The organism is Streptomyces sp. NPDC001443 (genome assembly GCF_053597355.1).
This window is the reverse complement of the sequence record NZ_JBSFIA010000002.1, coordinates 24,953-40,133: the sequence shown is the minus strand read 5'-3', so window position 1 is coordinate 40,133 and position 15,181 is coordinate 24,953. Positions and strand designations below refer to the sequence as shown.

The window sequence follows — 15,181 nt, the reverse complement described above, 5'->3', positions numbered from 1 at the left end:
ATCGTCCCGGGCCCACCGGCCACGACATCCTCAACGGTCCACTCTCTCACCCGTGCCGGACGGGTCTGCGCTTTCCGCTGCGGTGTCCGGTGTCGGGTCACTCGGCTGCTCCGGATCGTCTGCCCCGGACCGGCCGGCGGACTCTTCCCTGAGACGGCCGCGGGGCCCCTCAGGGTTCAACGGGCCTTCGAGGTCCGACGGGCCTTCGGAGTCCGACGGGCCTCCGGTCGGTTCGTCGGCCTCACCGCCCTCGTCGGGGCCGTCCTCCTGGCCCTCCCGGGCCGCCGCGCGCTTGCGCTGGGTGTACATGCGGAACCCGGCGAGAACCAGAAGCAGGACGCCACCGCCGATGACCAGCATCACCGTGGCCGTGATCTCGGTGACCTTCACGTCGAAGGTCACCGGTGCGCCGTACTCCTGGCCGTCCTGCGTGTACAGCTGGGCGATCACCGTGGTCTGGCCGTTGACGTTGGCGGACGTGGGGAACTTCACCGTCTGGCTGTGCCCGCCGGAGACCGCGATGGGCTGCTCGGAGTACGGCTTGCCGCCGATCTTGAGCCGGGTCGAGTTGGTCGAGGTGAGCCGCAGCACCAGATGGTCGACACCCTGCACCAGGTTGTTCTGCACGGTCACGGGGATCGTGGCGCTGCGCCCGGAGAGTTTGGTGTCGGACTTGTCGATCAGCTTGACCTGGGCGGTGAGCGTGTCGAGGTAGGTCTCGACGTCCTGGCGGAACGTGCTCGCCTCGACCGGCCGGCCCCGCCACGACGTGGACATCTCACGGTTCAGCGCCCGGCCGAACGGGGTCACGACGCGGGACTCGTCGGAGAGGATCACCTGGAAGTTGTCGAGCGTGTCCTGGGTGCCGGCGATCTGCGCGAAGGCCGACCGCGGCAGTTCCTTCCCGCGCAGTGCGGCGGGGTACTTCGACGCCGAGGGGATCTTGGTCGTGGCGCCCGGGTCCGGCTTGGCCTTGGCGGTCGCCGTGAGCTCCTGCGACTGGGACCAGTTGCCGCTCTGGAGGGCGGTCAGGGCCGCGGCCATCACCTGCGCCTGGCTGCCGGACGGCATGCGCTGCGGTGCCACGACGATGCTGCGCTGTTTGTCGGTCTGGAGGTTGAGCGCGAGGCTCTGGGCCAGGAATCGCTGCACGGCGAGCGTGGAGTCCGAGGCCTTCGTCAGATCGCCCTGGAACGCCTTGGACAGCCGTGAGTCCGCCACCACCGCCGTGGTGCCGCCGCCGAGGGGACGGGCGGCCGAGGGGGTGTAGGACAGGTCGCCGGTCTCCACCAGGCTGTCGCTGCGCGCGATCACCTTGTCGGCGCCCGCGGAGGTGGCGACCTTGACGATCGACGGGTCGACGGCGCCGTCGACGGGCCAGGCGAAGTCTGTGTTCGGTGTCACATGGAGAATCGGCTCCACCGTGTTGGTGACCACGTCGGAGGCCGCCTTGAGGTGGCTGAGCGGGCCGGTGACACTCGTGCCGTTGTGGGCGAGGGCCGCGAGGTCGGGGTCGGCGAAGGGCAGGGCTACGACGTCCTTGTCCACCACCGCCTTCTGCAGTTCGGCCAGCCAGGCCTTGGCGATCGCCTGGTGGGTGCCCGCCGTGGTGGTGTTCTCGGGGCCCCGCACCTTGTAGCTGCGGGTCATGGCGTCGACGGAGGCGAGCAGGTCCGGGTCGATCACCCAGGTGACGTCCAGGCTCTTGCCCAGGGACAGAAGCTGGTCGAGACGGCCGCCCGGGGAGATCTCCTGGGCCAGGTCGTCGTTGAGGAACACCGGCGTCTGCTGCTCGTTCGAGCCGGTCTCCGCCGTCATGTGGACGGTCGAGATCAGCGGCCACAGGACCGTCGTCCTCGTCTTCGTGTCCGCCTCGTCCGGCTGCCACGGCAGGAACGTCCGCTGGATGCCCAGCACCTGCTCCCACGGCTGCGCGGCCGTCTGCCCGGAGAGGGAGACGCCGAGCGGGTAGATGCCGTCCTTGCCGAGGTCCAGCTTGTCGACCGGTACGGAGATGCTGAAGTGCTGCGCGACGCCCGGAGCGAGCTCGGGGAACTCCTGCACGTACGAGCCGCCGACCTCCGAGCCGTCCTCGCCCGAGTAACCGGTCCGGTCGGCGGTGCTGTCGATCGCCGAGCGGGTGGTCAGCACGGAACCCACGCGCAGGCCCACATGGGCGTCGCTGACCGCCTGCTTGCCGTTGTTCGTCACCGTGCCGGAGACGGTCACGGTGTCCCCGTCGGTCGGCACGGACGGGGTGAGCGTGTCGACGGAGACGGACACGGTGCGGGAGCCGGAGGCCACCCGGGCGGAGTCCTGGCCCGCGGCCTGCGCGGAGGGGGCAGCGGGCAGCTGGAGCAGACCGGCCAGCAACGGTGCGCCGGCGAGCAGTGCTCCGGTGCACCGCAGCAACCGGCGGGCAGGTGAGGGACTCGTCCCCTGGAAGTCTGCCGCCTCGGCCACGCGCTCGCCCGTCCCTCGTCGTCAGTGGTCGTTGGAATGTGCGTCCACGCATGGTAACGATGTGCGCTGAGGGGAAGTGCCGCGGACTGCACTACAAGATCGGGGGCCGTCGGAGTACCGGACCCCTATCGGCCGATATGAAGAGAACCTTCGATCTAGGCTCACAAAGGCGCACTCTGCGAGCGTATCGGCCGGGATGTCTGTACGTGATTAATGCGGACGCCTCCGGTCGCCCCGGCCACGTACCCTCTTCTGTTGTGCCGAACGCCAACGAAGACACCTCCAGTGCCCTCAGCCAGGGGCAGCGCCACGCGGTCAGCGAACTGCTGCGGGTCGCTCCTGTCGCCGACGAGCTCGCCCACCGTTTCCAGGAGGCCGGGTTCTCCCTCGCCCTGGTCGGCGGGTCGGTCCGGGACGCGCTGCTCGGCCGGCTCGGCAATGATCTGGACTTCACGACCGACGCCCGCCCCGAGGAGGTACTGAAGATCGTCCGGCCCTGGGCGGACGCCCTGTGGGAGGTCGGGATCGCGTTCGGCACGGTCGGGGCGCAGAAGGACGGATACCAGATCGAGGTGACCACCTACCGCTCCGAGGCGTACGACCGGACCTCGCGCAAGCCCGAGGTCTCCTACGGGGACTCCATCGAGGAGGATCTCGTCCGCCGCGACTTCACGGTGAACGCGATGGCCGTGGCGCTGCCGGCGAAGGAGTTCATCGATCCGCACGGCGGCCGCGCGGACCTTGCGGCCCGTGTACTGCGCACCCCGGGCACCCCGCAGGACTCCTTCTCCGACGACCCGCTGCGGATGATGCGGGCCGCGCGCTTCGCGGCCCAGCTCGACTTCGAGGTCGCCCCCGAGGTCGTCGCCGCGATGAAGGAGATGGCCGGCCGGATCGAGATCGTCTCGGCGGAGCGGGTACGGGACGAGCTGAACAAGCTCATCCTGTCCGCGCACCCGCGCAAGGGGCTGAGCCTGCTCGTCGACACGGGCCTGGCCGATCATGTGCTTCCCGAGCTTCCGGCGCTGCGTCTGGAGAGTGACGAGCACCACCGGCACAAGGACGTCTACGAGCACACCCTGATCGTCCTGGAGCAGGCGATCGCGCTGGAGGCGGACGGTCCCGACCTCACCCTCCGGCTGGCCGCGCTGCTGCACGACATCGGCAAGCCCCGTACACGGCGCTTCGAGACGGACGGCCGGGTCTCGTTCCACCACCACGAAGTGGTCGGGGCGAAGATGACCAAGAAGCGCATGACCGCGCTCAAGTACTCCAACGAACTGGTGAAGGACGTCTCACGACTGGTTGAGCTGCATCTGCGCTTCCACGGCTACGGCACCGGAGAGTGGACGGACTCGGCCGTCCGTCGCTATGTCCGGGACGCCGGCCCTCTTCTCGAGCGCCTGCACAAGCTGACCCGCTCGGACTGCACCACGCGGAACAAGCGCCGTGCCGCCGCGCTGTCGCGGGCCTACGACGGCCTGGAGGAGCGCATCACGCAGCTGAAGGAGCAGGAGGAACTGGACTCCATCCGGCCCGACCTCGACGGTAACCAGATCATGGAAATCCTGGGCGTGGGTCCCGGCCCGGCTGTCGGGCAGGCGTACAAGCATCTCCTGGAGCTTCGACTGGAGCACGGGCCGATGGAGTTCGATGCGGCGGTGGCAGCGCTCAAGGAGTGGTGGGCCGAACAGGGCTGACCGTGCGCGGAGCATCAGCGGAGCTGGCGGTGCGCGAAACGGGGGCATGTTTCACGTGAAACATGCCCCCGTTTCCTATGAGGCAGGGGCGGTGTTTCACGTGAAACACCGCCCCTGCTCCTGCCCCCCGAGTGTCTTACTTGACTTCGCTCAGGCAGAGAACGACGTCGTGGCCGCCGCCGGACTGGATGTAGGAGATCGTCGCTTCCGTGACGGCCTCGCACTTCGCCTGGTCACTGGTGCCATCGAACTTCTTGACGACCTTGTACTGGGCGTCGCTGGAGGAGCAGTCGACCTCGTTGAGGTCCGCGTTGTTGTCCGAGCCGTCGTTGTGCATGCAGGCGCCCACCGAGGTGGTCTCCGCGTCGGTCTCGCTGGCCCAGAAGCCGATGCCGAACTTGATGAGACCGATGATGATGACGACGACGATTCCGCCGACTATGCGCATGACCTTCTTGCCGGCGTTCCTGGCCGGAGCGGCCGGAGGCGGAACCGGAGCGCCACCCTGGTTGGGGAACGGAGCGTAGGGAGCCCCCTGCGGCGGGACGGGCTGCTGCCCCGCGGGCGGGGGAGGCGTCTGGGCGTACGGGTTCTGGCCCTGCGGCGGCGGAGTTGTCACGGCGGAAGTCCCCCTAGAACATGGGTGCGCTGATCAGAAGAAGTAAGACCCAGGTAAGTTACCGGGCCCCACTGGCGACTTTGCTTTCCCGAGAGGACTCTGTGGCTTTGATGTGACACTTATCGGTGCTCAAAGCGGGCCATAGTCAGCGCAACCACGCCGTGGACCGCAGCCACGAACACCACCAGTGCCACCGAGCGGCCGTCCGCGGGAAGCATCACGGCGGCCACCGCGGCGGCGCCGACGAAGGCGACGTTGAAGAGGACGTCGTACAAGGAGAAGACCCGGCCGCGGAAGCCGTCGTCGACCGAGGACTGCACGATCGTGTCCGTGGCGATCTTGGCTCCCTGGGTGACGAGCCCCAGGACGAACGCGCCGACGAACAGGGCGATTTCGGTGAAGGGCAGGAACAGGGCGAGCTCCAGAACGGCAGCGGCCGCCGCGCAGGCGACGATCCAACGGCCCGGCCCGAGCCGGCCCACCGCCGCCGGTGTCACCACGGCCGCCGCGAAGAAACCCGCTCCGGAGATGCCCACCGCGAGGCCCAGCAGAGCCAGTCCCTCGTCCGAGCCGGACGACCAGGCGTACCGGCAGAGCATCAGGACCATGACGGTCAGGGCGCCGTAGCAGAACCGCATCAGCGTCATCGAGGCCAGCGCCCAGGCGGCCTCTCTCCTGGGCGGCTCGGCGAGATGCCGTACGCCGGCCGCGAGCCCATGGGCGGTACCGCTCAGCGCGGCCGTCAGCCTGGGGTGCGCCAACGCGCGCTCGGGGCCCAGCAGATCGGGTGCCATCCGCAGCGACGCGAGGGCCGCGCACAGATACAGCGTGGCGCCCAGCAGCACCACGGCGGCATCGGAGTCCGAGACCACCAGCCGGACGGTGAAGGCGAGGCCGCCGCCGGCGGTCGCGGCCAGCGTTCCGGCGGTCGGGGAGAGCGAGTTGGCCATCACCAGACGTTCGGTGTCGACCACACGGGGCAGCGCGGCGGACAGTCCCGCGAGGACGAAGCGATTGACGGCGGTGACGCACAGGGCGGAGACGTAGAAGAGCCAGTCCGGGACATGGCCGACCATCAGGACCGCTGTCACCGTGGCCAGCAGGGTGCGCAGCAGATTGCCGTACAGGAGGACCTGGCGTCGGCGCCAGCGGTCCAGCAGGACGCCGGCGAACGGGCCCACCAGGGAGTACGGCAGCAGGAGCACCGCCATCGCGGAGGCGACGGCGGACGCCGAAGTCTGCTTCTCCGGTGAGAAGACGACGTAGGTGGCGAGGCCCACCTGGAATACTCCGTCGGCTCCCTGGGAGAGCAACCTCACGCCCAGCAGGCGCCGGAAGTTCCCGAAGCGCAGCAGGACGCGCAGATCGCGGACGACGGACATGGGGCACAGCCTCACATATGGCGGAGGGTCCCCGGGTCGTGGAACCCGGGGACCCTCAACCGCCCTGGCAGGAGCAGTGTCGGCGTCGTGGCGTGATGCCCGGCCGACGCTCGGCGCGCGGTCTCCCTAGCGCTCGACCTCGCCCTTGATGAACTTCTCGACGTTGGCGAAGGCCTCGTCGTCGAAGTACTGGACCGGCGGGGACTTCATGAAGTACGAGGAGGCCGACAGGATCGGGCCACCGATGCCGCGGTCCTTGGCGATCTTCGCAGCGCGCAGGGCGTCGATGATGACACCGGCCGAGTTCGGGGAGTCCCAGACCTCGAGCTTGTACTCCAGGTTCAGCGGAACGTCGCCGAAGGCACGGCCCTCGAGGCGGACGTACGCCCACTTGCGGTCGTCCAGCCAGGCCACGTAGTCCGACGGACCGATGTGGACGTTCTTCTCGCCCAGGTCGCGGTCGGGGATCTGCGAGGTGACGGCCTGCGTCTTCGAGATCTTCTTCGACTCGAGGCGGTCGCGCTCCAGCATGTTCTTGAAGTCCATGTTGCCGCCGACGTTGAGCTGCATGGTGCGCTCAAGACGGACACCGCGGTCCTCGAACAGCTTCGCCATCACACGGTGCGTGATGGTCGCGCCGACCTGCGACTTGATGTCGTCGCCGACGATCGGGACGCCCGCCTCGGTGAACTTGTCCGCCCACTCCTTGGTGCCGGCGATGAAGACCGGGAGGGCGTTGACGAAGGCGACCTTGGCGTCGATGGCGCACTGGGCGTAGAACTTCGCCGCGTCCTCGGAACCGACGGGCAGGTAGCAGACGAGAACGTCGACCTGCTGGTCCTTGAGGATCTGGACGACGTCGACCGGCGCCTCGGCGGACTCCTCGATGGTCTGGCGGTAGTACTTGCCGAGACCGTCCAGGGTGTGGCCGCGCTGGACCGTGACGCCCTTGTTCGGGACGTCGCAGATCTTGATGGTGTTGTTCTCGCTGGCGCCGATGGCGTCGGAGAGGTCGAGGCCGACCTTCTTGGCGTCGACGTCGAAGGCGGCGACGAACTCGACGTCACCGACGTGGTACTCGCCGAACTGCACGTGCATCAGGCCCGGGACCTTGGACGCCGGGTCGGCGTCCTTGTAGTACTCGACGCCCTGCACCAGCGAGGCGGCGCAGTTGCCCACGCCGACGATGGCTACGCGAACCGAACCCATTCCGGTTGCTCCCTGTGTGTACGAGTGAGGCCCTGAATGGGACTCACGTGGCGGTGTCGTCGGGCGTATCCGGCCGGGGGTCGCCCCCCGGCCGGGGCAGGCCGCCCGTCGCTCCAGATGTGTTGTCCTGCTGAGCGGACCCCCCGGAGGCGGAACCTTTGAGGTCCCGCCCGGCCCGCTCACTTTCGATGAGCTCGTTCAGCCAGCGCACTTCGCGCTCCACGGACTCCATTCCGTGGCGCTGGAGCTCAAGCGTGTAGTCGTCGAGGCGCTCCCGGGTGCGCGCCAGGGAGGCGCGCATCTTCTCGAGGCGTTCCTCCAGCCGGCTGCGGCGACCCTCCAGTACGCGCATGCGTACGTCGCGTGACGTCTGCCCGAAGAAGGCGAAGCGAGCGGCGAAGTGTTCGTCCTCGTACGCGTCGGGGCCGGTCTGCGAGAGCAACTCCTCGAAGTGCTCCTTACCCTCCGCCGTCAACCGGTAGACGATCTTGGCGCGACGTCCCGCGAGGGAAGCGGCGAGGGCGTCCTCGGGTGCATGGCCCGTCTCTTCGATCAACCAGCCGTTGGTGACCAGCGTCTTGAGACAGGGGTACAGCGTCCCGTAGCTGAACGCCCGGAACACACCGAGGGACGTATTGAGTCGTTTGCGCAGCTCATAGCCGTGCATCGGGGATTCGCGGAGCAGGCCGAGTACGGCGAACTCGAGGATCCCGGAACGCCGGCTCATCGTCGCCTCCTCTCTGCCGCGGACGGGCCGTGACGGTTTCTATGTCGTGCTGATGTATCGACTCGATACATCAGCACGATAGAACGGCCTTCCTCATGGGACAAGGGGAGGGAGGGTGAACGGGATCACATCGCAGATTCGTTGTGTGCAAGTTGCCTGATTTGGGGTGAACTTCGGAGCTCGGCGGGTTTTGGCGGTGCGTAGTCTGTGCGCCATGCACACCACCGGGAACCGAGTGACGCCTGGGGACGTCCTCGTCCTCGGTGCAGTACGGGTGAATGCGAGACCGACCACATCCGTACTTCGGGGGGACCGGAAACCAGCCGCCGTTTCCAGGCGCGCAAGGGTGCGCCTGCCCGAGGAGTAATCGTTCGATGAGCGAGCACCGTCGCAAACCGCCGCAGCCGCAGGGAGGCGGACGCGCCGCGACCCGACGTGGCCAGTCCGGTCCGTCCTCCGGTCGCCGTGCGGCACCGCGAGGCGCCACCGGGTCTCTGTCCGATTCGTACGGGTCGGATTCCTATGAGCCGGATGGCGATGAGTCGTCGTACGGCAGCCGTGCCGAGGCCCGACGCGCGACGCAGAGAGGTGGAGGCCGCCGCAGAGTGGCCGACAACGGCCCCGGAGGTCGCCAAGGCGGCCTCGCCGGCCCTGGACGAGGCAGGGGGCGTACGGCCGCGCCAGGCAGAAAGCGCCTCATCGACTACCCGCGCTACGGCAAGGACGGATGGCGCCGTTGGATGCCGTCCTGGAAGCTCGTCTCCGGCCTGTGCATCGGCTTCGTGGGCAGCTTGGTGGTCGTCGCGGGCGTCGGGTACGCCATGGTGAGCGTGCCGAACGTCGCGGACACCGCGACGGCCCAGAACAACGTCTACTACTGGTCCGACGGCTCACAGATGGTCGCCACGGGCGGTGAGACCAACCGTCAGATCATCAACCTGTCGCAGATTCCCAAGGCGATGCAGTACGCCGTGATCTCGCAGGAGAACAAGACCTTCTACACCGACAGTGGCATCGACCCCAAGGGCATCGCCCGCGCCGTGCTGAACATGGCGAGCGGCGGTCAGACGCAGGGTGGATCCACCATCACCCAGCAGTACGTGAAGAACGCGCGCCTCGACGACCAGTCGCAGACCGTCACGCGCAAGTTCAAGGAGATCTTCATCTCCATAAAGGTGGGCGCCACGGTCAAGAAGGACGACATCATGGCGGGGTACCTGAACTCCGCCTATTACGGGCGTAACGCCTACGGGATCCAGGCCGCCGCCCGTGCGTACTTCAACAAGGACGCCATCAAGCTGAACGAGGGCGAGTGCGCCTTCCTGGCGGCGATGCTCAAGGGCGCCACGTACTACGACCCGGCCGGCGGTGTCACCTACGACACGACCGCCACTCCCGACGCGAACGCCAAGCGGGCCCTGCGCCAGATGCAGGACACCCTCGACAAGATGGTCGAGTACGGCCACCTGGACGCCAGTGTCCGGGCCAAGTACACCAAGATGCCCGACTGGAAGAACCCGCGCTCGAACACCCAGCTCGGCGGCCAGGTCGGATATCTCGTCGACCTTGCCAACAGCTACCTGGTGACCCACAGCGACGAGACCGGGATCACCCAGAAGAAGCTCACGCAGGGCGGCTACTCGATCCGCACGACCTTCGACAAGAAGAAGGTCAAGGAACTCGAAGCCGCCGTCTCCAAGGTCCAGAAGGCGAACATCAAGCCCAAGGAGCGCCCGGAGACCGACACCCACGTCCAGTTCGGCGGGGCGTCCGTGGATCCGGCGACCGGTGCCATCAAGGCCATCTACGGCGGTGAGGACGCGACCAAGCACTTCACCGACAACGCCGACACCACGGGTGCCCAGGTCGGCTCCACGTTCAAGCCGTTCGTGCTTGCCGCGGCGATGAAGTGGGGAGTCCGGGATCCCAAGGGCCTGGCGTCGCAGGCGCAGGACGAGCGCACCATCCCCTCTCCGAAGAGTCTGTTCAGCGGTCAGAACAAGCTCAAGATCAAGGAGTACAACGGGGACGTCTGGAAGAACGAGAAGGGCGAGGAGTGGCTGCAGACCAACGACGGCAACGCCTCGTACGGCAACGCGCCCAAGTACCAGATCGATCTTCGTGAGGCGATGCGGGAATCGGTCAACTCCGCCTTCGTCCAGCTCGGCATGGATGTCGGCCTGGACAAGGTGAAGGAGTCGGCCATGGACGCGGGTCTGCTGGAGTCCAGCCTGACCGGCACCAGCTTCCCGTCCTTCTCCATCGGCATCTCCGACCCCAGCGCCATCCGGATGGCGGGCGCGTACGCCACCTTCGCGGCCAGCGGCAAGCAGCGGAGCCCGTACTCCGTCCAGTCGGTGACCAGCAAGGACGGTCCGGTCTACACGCACAAGGTCAAGTCCGAAGAGGCCTTCACCCCGGCGGTCGCCGACAACGTCACCGACGTCCTGAAGACCGTGGTCGAGAAGGGCACGGGCACCAACGCCCAGCTCCCCGGCCGTGATGTAGCGGGCAAGACCGGTACCACCGACGGCAACAAGTCGGCCTGGTTCGTCGGCTACACCCCTCAGCTGTCCACGTCGATCACGATGTTCCGGTACGACGACGACGAGACCAAGAAGAACCGCACGTTCCTCGAGATGTACGGAACGGGCGGCCAGAAGAAGATCCACGGTGCGTCGTTCCCGGCCCAGATCTGGCACGACTACATGGCGGAGGCGCTGAAGGGCGAGGAGGCCGAGAAGTTCCCGACCCCCGAGCCCATCGGTGAGGTCGTCAACGCGGAGCCCACGCCGAGCCCGACGCCCTCGGCCACTGAGAGCGAGGAGGCCAGCCCGAGCCCGACGCCCTCGGAGACGCTGACCAGCCCCTCTCCCTCGGCGAGCGAGACCTGCCGGTTCACCCGGTTCTGCAACAACGGCAACGGTGGTAACGACGGCGGTTCCACCGACGCCGGCACCACCGACGGCGGCACCACGGACGGCGGCGTGACGACCTCGCCGACGGCAACGGACACGGCCGACACATCCAAGGGCAATGCCAACGGCAACGGGGGCGGCATCTTCGGAGGGTCGACCGGATAGTCGCGCGTCCCCAGCGTGGGTGTTTCACGTGAAACGTCCGAATGTTTCACGTGAAACGAGGGCCGTCACACCGATTCAGGTGTGGCGGCCCTCGGCGTATTCCTAGGTGCGTACGGCAGGATGTGCCCCATGCCCAGTGCAGAATCGACATCGACGAGCGTGCACGAGCCCGATCCGGTACGGCCGACCAGGGACGACGAGGTCGCGGCGGCCGCCAGTGAGCTGATCGGCGGTCCCATCGGCCGGCGTGCCCTGCTGGGCACGTCCTGGTGGACACCGGTACGGGTCGTCGCGCTTGTGGCGATCGGGATGTTCGCCCTCGGTCTCGTCCAGAAGATGCCGTGCTACAACAGCGGCTGGTTCTTCGGCGCCAGCTCCCAGTACACGCACGCGTGCTACTCGGACATCCCGCACCTCTATCAGGGACGCGGATTCGCCGACGGGCTCGTGCCGTACTTCGACAAGCTCCCCGGTGACATGCAGTACCTCGAATACCCGGTGCTGACGGGTGTGTTCATGGAGGTGGCCGCCTGGCTGACGCCCGGAAGCGGCACGATCCAGCACCAGGAGCAGTGGTACTGGATGGTCAACGCGGGGATGCTGATGGCCTGTGCGGCCGTCATCGTCGTCTGTGTCTCCCGCACGCACGGCCGTCGCCCCTGGGACGGTCTGCTGGTCGCTCTGGCGCCGGCCTTCGCGCTGACCGCCACCATCAACTGGGACCTCCTGGCGGTCGCTCTGACCGCCGCCGCGATGCTGATGTGGTCGCGGGGCCGTTCTCTCGCCTTCGGCGTCCTCCTGGGGCTCGCCACGGCCGCCAAGCTCTATCCCGTCTTCCTGCTCGGCCCGTTGTTCCTGCTGTGCTGGCGTGCGGGCAAGTGGCGGGACTTCGGCAAGGCCTTGGGAGGCGCGGCGGTCTCCTGGATCGTGGTGAACCTGCCGGTGATGCTCTTCGCCTTCGAGGGCTGGTCGAAGTTCTACACGTTCAGCCAGGAGCGGGGCGTCGACTTCGGATCCTTCTGGCTGATCATGGCGCAGAACTCGACGCATCCGCTCAGCACCGACTCGGTCAACACCGTGGCCACGATCCTGGTGCTGCTCTGCTGCGTGGGCATCGCGGCCCTGACCTTCACCGCTCCGCGCCGGCCGCGCTTCGCACAGCTGGCCTTTCTGATCGTCGCGGCGTTCATCCTCACCAACAAGGTGTACTCCCCGCAGTACGTCCTGTGGCTGGTGCCGCTGGCCGTGCTGGCCCGGCCGAAGTGGCGGGACTTCCTGATCTGGCAGGCCTGCGAGGTGGCGTACTTCCTGGGGATCTGGCTGTACCTCGCGTACACGACCAGCGGGGACGCCCACAAGGGTCTGCCGACCGACGGCTACCACTGGGCCATCGGCGTGCACCTGCTGGGGACGCTGTACCTGTGTGGCGTCGTCGTGCGTGACATCCTCATGCCGGAGCGGGACGTGGTCCGCCGCGCGGGCGACGACGACCCCTCGGGCGGGGTGCTCGACGGCGCGGAGGACGTGTTCGTGCTCGGCTCGGCGGCCCATCCGCCACGGCACGCCGTCCCGTTCGACGGCCCGCAGGTGGAGTGGGGCAAGCAGGAGCCGACCGACGGTTCGCTCTGAGCGAACAGAGCGCGGGCGGGACACACGAAGGCCGTACACGGAGACTCCGTGTACGGCCTTCGGCGTATGCGTGCGGCTCAGCGCCGACCCGCACCGCTCAGCGGTCGACGATGCGGTCGAACTGGGTGGTGGTGTGCCGCAGATGGGCCACCAGCTCCTCGCCGACCTTCGGCTCCGCGGAGTCCGCGGGTACGAACAGGATGGAGACCTGCATGTGCGGGGGTTCGGCGAACCAGCGCTGCTTGCCGTCCCAGACGAACGGTGAGAGGTTCCGGTTCACCGTGGCCAGGCCGGCACGGGCGACGCCCTTGGCACGCGGCATGACGCCGTGCAGGGCCTTGGGGGCCTCCAGCCCCACTCCGTGCGACGTACCGCCCGCCACGACCACCAGATAGCCCTCGGAGGCCGCCTTCTGCTGCCGGTAGCCGAACCGGTCGCCCTTGGCCACGCGCGTCACGTCCAGGACGGCGCCCCGGTACTCGGTGGCCTCGTGGTCCCCCAGCCACAGCCGCGTGCCGATGCGGGCGCGGAAGCGGGTCTGCGGGAACTGCTGCTGCAGCCTGGCGAGCTCCTGCGCCTTGAGGTGGCTGACGAACATGGTGTGCAGCGGCAGCCGGGCCGCGCGCAGCCGGTCCATCCAGCCGATGACCTCCTCGACGGCGTCCGAGCCGTCGGTCCGGTCCAGCGGCAGATGGATCGCGAAGCCCTCGAGACGGACGTTCTCGATGGCGGAGTGCAACTGGGGCAGGTCCTGCTCACTGATGCCGTGCCGCTTCATCGAGGACATCACCTCGATGACCACCCGGGCGCCGACCAGGCCGTACACACCGTCGATGGACGACACCGAGCGGATCACCCGGTCCGGCAGCGGCACGGGTTCCTCCCCGCGCCGGTACGGCGTCAGCACCAGCAGATCGCCGCCGAACCAGTCCTTGATGCGCGCGGCCTCGTACGTCGTGCCGACGGCCAGGACATCCGTGCCCAGCCGCGTGGCCTCCTCCGCCAGCCGCTCGTGACCGAAGCCGTAGCCATTGCCCTTGCAGACCGGGACGAGTCCCGGGAACTGCTCCTGCACGTGCTTGTGGTGCGCCCGCCAGCGCGCGGTGTCGACGTAGAGGGTGAGCGCCATGGCCGGACCTGGAACCTTTCTGGTGGCAGCGGTGTGTCAGAGGTATGGAAGCACTGAACGTGAGGTCAGCGTCGCGACATGTAGATGTCGAGGGCCTTGTGGAGCAGTTTGTTCAGCGGGAAGTCCCACTCGCCGAGGTATTCGGCGGCCTGTCCGCCCGTACCCACCTTGAACTGGATCAGGCCGAAGAGGTGGTCGGTCTCGTCCAGGGAGTCGGAGATTCCGCGCAGGTCGTAGACCGTGGCGCCGAGCGCGTAGGCGTCGCGCAGCATCCGCCACTGCATCGCGTTCGAGGGCCGGAACTCACGGCCGATGTTGTCGGAGGCGCCGTAGGAGTACCAGACGTGGCCGCCGACGATCAGCATCGTCGCCGCCGACAGGTTCACACCGTTGTGGCGGGCGAAGTACAGCCGCATGCGGTTGGGGTCCTCGGTGTTGAGGGCCGTCCACATGCGCTGGAAGTACGACAGCGGGCGGGGCCTGAAGTGGTCGCGCACGGCCGTGATCTCGTACAGGCGCTGCCACTCCTCCAGGTCGTGGTAACCGCCCTGGACGACCTCGACACCGGCCTTCTCGGCCTTCTTGATGTTGCGGCGCCACAGCTGGTTGAAGTTCTTGTGGACCTCTTCCAGGGAGCGGTTGGCCAGCGGCACCTGGTAGACGTAGCGGGGCTGGACGTCGCCGAAGCCCGCACCGCCGTCCTCGCCCTGCTGCCAGCCCATGCGGCGCAGCTTGTCGGCCACCTCGAACGCGCGCGGCTCGATGAAGTCGGCCTCGATGTCCCGCAGTCGCTTCACGTCCGGGTTCTGGATGCCGGCCTTGATGGAGGTGGCCTCCCAGCGCCGGATGATCACCGGGGGGCCCATCTTCACGGAGAAGGCGCCCTGCTGCTTGAGGTGCGCGAGCATCGGCTCGAGCCACTCGGTCAGGTTCGGCGCGTACCAGTTGATGACCGGACCCTCGGGCAGATAGGCCAGATAGCGCTTGATCTTGGGCAGTTGGCGGTAGAGGACCAGACCGGCGCCGACCATCTCGCCGGTGCGCTCGTCGAACCAGCCGAGGTTCTCGGAGCGCCACTCCGCCTTCACATCTGCCCAGGCCGGAACCTGCATGTGACTCGCCGCCGGCAGGCTCTGGATGTAGGCCAGATGCTGCTCGCGACTGATGGTCCTCAGGGTCAGGCTCATTCGGGGGGCTCCTCGGGCTGGGCTGTCCCCATGGGTACAGGGGCTCCGGCTCT

The 15,181-nt window shown here is 67.8% G+C and carries 10 protein-coding genes; 3 read left to right on the top strand and 7 right to left on the bottom strand.

The annotated features are described in order from the left end of the window. Nucleotides 1-30: 30 nt before the first annotated feature. The gene (locus ACWC24_RS03035) at nt 31-2,463 is read right to left on the bottom strand and encodes a DUF6049 family protein (RefSeq protein WP_450661082.1); all 2,433 of its coding nucleotides are present in this window, start codon (nt 2,461-2,463) and stop codon (nt 31-33) included. A 257-nt stretch (nt 2,464-2,720) separates the two neighbouring features. On the opposite strand from ACWC24_RS03035, the gene ACWC24_RS03030 reads away from it, so the two are divergent. Continuing rightward, nucleotides 2,721-4,163, top strand: a complete 1,443-nt coding sequence (locus tag ACWC24_RS03030) for a CCA tRNA nucleotidyltransferase (RefSeq protein ID WP_450661081.1) — start codon at nt 2,721-2,723, stop codon at nt 4,161-4,163. Between the two features lie 136 nt (nt 4,164-4,299). Here ACWC24_RS03030 and ACWC24_RS03025 read toward each other — a convergent pair whose 3' ends face one another. The 4 genes from ACWC24_RS03025 to ACWC24_RS03010 all read right to left on the bottom strand — a co-directional run bounded on the left by ACWC24_RS03025 (nt 4,300) and on the right by ACWC24_RS03010 (nt 8,100). Continuing rightward, a complete protein-coding gene (locus ACWC24_RS03025) occupies nt 4,300-4,782 on the bottom strand; it encodes an LppU/SCO3897 family protein (RefSeq protein WP_450661080.1) in 483 nt (160 codons plus the stop codon). 119 nt (nt 4,783-4,901) lie between these two features. Further along, nucleotides 4,902-6,164: an MFS transporter gene (locus tag ACWC24_RS03020; protein ID WP_450661079.1), complete on the bottom strand. Its 1,263-nt coding sequence runs from the start codon at nt 6,162-6,164 to the stop codon at nt 4,902-4,904. A 126-nt stretch (nt 6,165-6,290) separates the two neighbouring features. Further along, nucleotides 6,291-7,373, bottom strand: coding sequence for an inositol-3-phosphate synthase (locus tag ACWC24_RS03015; RefSeq protein WP_385538213.1), 1,083 nt, complete (start codon nt 7,371-7,373; stop codon nt 6,291-6,293). 43 nt (nt 7,374-7,416) lie between these two features. Then, nucleotides 7,417-8,100: a PadR family transcriptional regulator gene (locus ACWC24_RS03010; protein ID WP_450661078.1), complete on the bottom strand. Its 684-nt coding sequence runs from the start codon at nt 8,098-8,100 to the stop codon at nt 7,417-7,419. A gap of 374 nt (nt 8,101-8,474) precedes the next feature. Here ACWC24_RS03010 and ACWC24_RS03005 point away from each other — a divergent pair, with 374 nt between their 5' ends. Together ACWC24_RS03005 and ACWC24_RS03000 are read left to right on the top strand one after the other, a co-directional pair. Beyond that, entirely contained in the window at nt 8,475-11,183 is a 2,709-nt protein-coding gene (locus ACWC24_RS03005; RefSeq protein ID WP_450661077.1) for a transglycosylase domain-containing protein, read from the top strand. A gap of 129 nt (nt 11,184-11,312) precedes the next feature. Then, nucleotides 11,313-12,812: a glycosyltransferase family 87 protein gene (locus tag ACWC24_RS03000; protein ID WP_450661076.1), complete on the top strand. Its 1,500-nt coding sequence runs from the start codon at nt 11,313-11,315 to the stop codon at nt 12,810-12,812. A gap of 97 nt (nt 12,813-12,909) precedes the next feature. On the opposite strand, the gene ACWC24_RS02995 is transcribed toward ACWC24_RS03000, so the two are convergent. Both ACWC24_RS02995 and femX read right to left on the bottom strand, forming a co-directional pair. After that, entirely contained in the window at nt 12,910-13,941 is a 1,032-nt protein-coding gene (locus ACWC24_RS02995; RefSeq protein ID WP_384727156.1) for an alanine racemase, read from the bottom strand. A gap of 65 nt (nt 13,942-14,006) precedes the next feature. Next, nucleotides 14,007-15,128 carry a peptidoglycan bridge formation glycyltransferase FemX gene (gene femX / locus ACWC24_RS02990; protein WP_152888332.1) on the bottom strand — a complete coding sequence of 374 codons (1,122 nt, stop codon included), beginning with the start codon at nt 15,126-15,128 and terminating at the stop codon, nt 14,007-14,009. Nucleotides 15,129-15,181 lie beyond the last annotated feature (53 nt).

Bases quoted from the DNA above. Each gene is read 5' to 3' on its own strand.
- ACWC24_RS03020 (WP_450661079.1), bottom strand. From the start codon at position 6,164: ATGTCCGTCGTCCGCGATCTGCGCGTCCTGCTGCGCTTCGGGAACTTC.
- ACWC24_RS03015 (WP_385538213.1), bottom strand. From the start codon at position 7,373: ATGGGTTCGGTTCGCGTAGCCATCGTCGGCGTGGGCAACTGCGCCGCC.
- ACWC24_RS03010 (WP_450661078.1), bottom strand. From the start codon at position 8,100: ATGAGCCGGCGTTCCGGGATCCTCGAGTTCGCCGTACTCGGCCTGCTC.
- ACWC24_RS03005 (WP_450661077.1), top strand. From the start codon at position 8,475: ATGAGCGAGCACCGTCGCAAACCGCCGCAGCCGCAGGGAGGCGGACGC.
- ACWC24_RS03000 (WP_450661076.1), top strand. From the start codon at position 11,313: ATGCCCAGTGCAGAATCGACATCGACGAGCGTGCACGAGCCCGATCCG.
- ACWC24_RS02995 (WP_384727156.1), bottom strand. From the start codon at position 13,941: ATGGCGCTCACCCTCTACGTCGACACCGCGCGCTGGCGGGCGCACCAC.
- femX (WP_152888332.1), bottom strand. From the start codon at position 15,128: ATGAGCCTGACCCTGAGGACCATCAGTCGCGAGCAGCATCTGGCCTAC.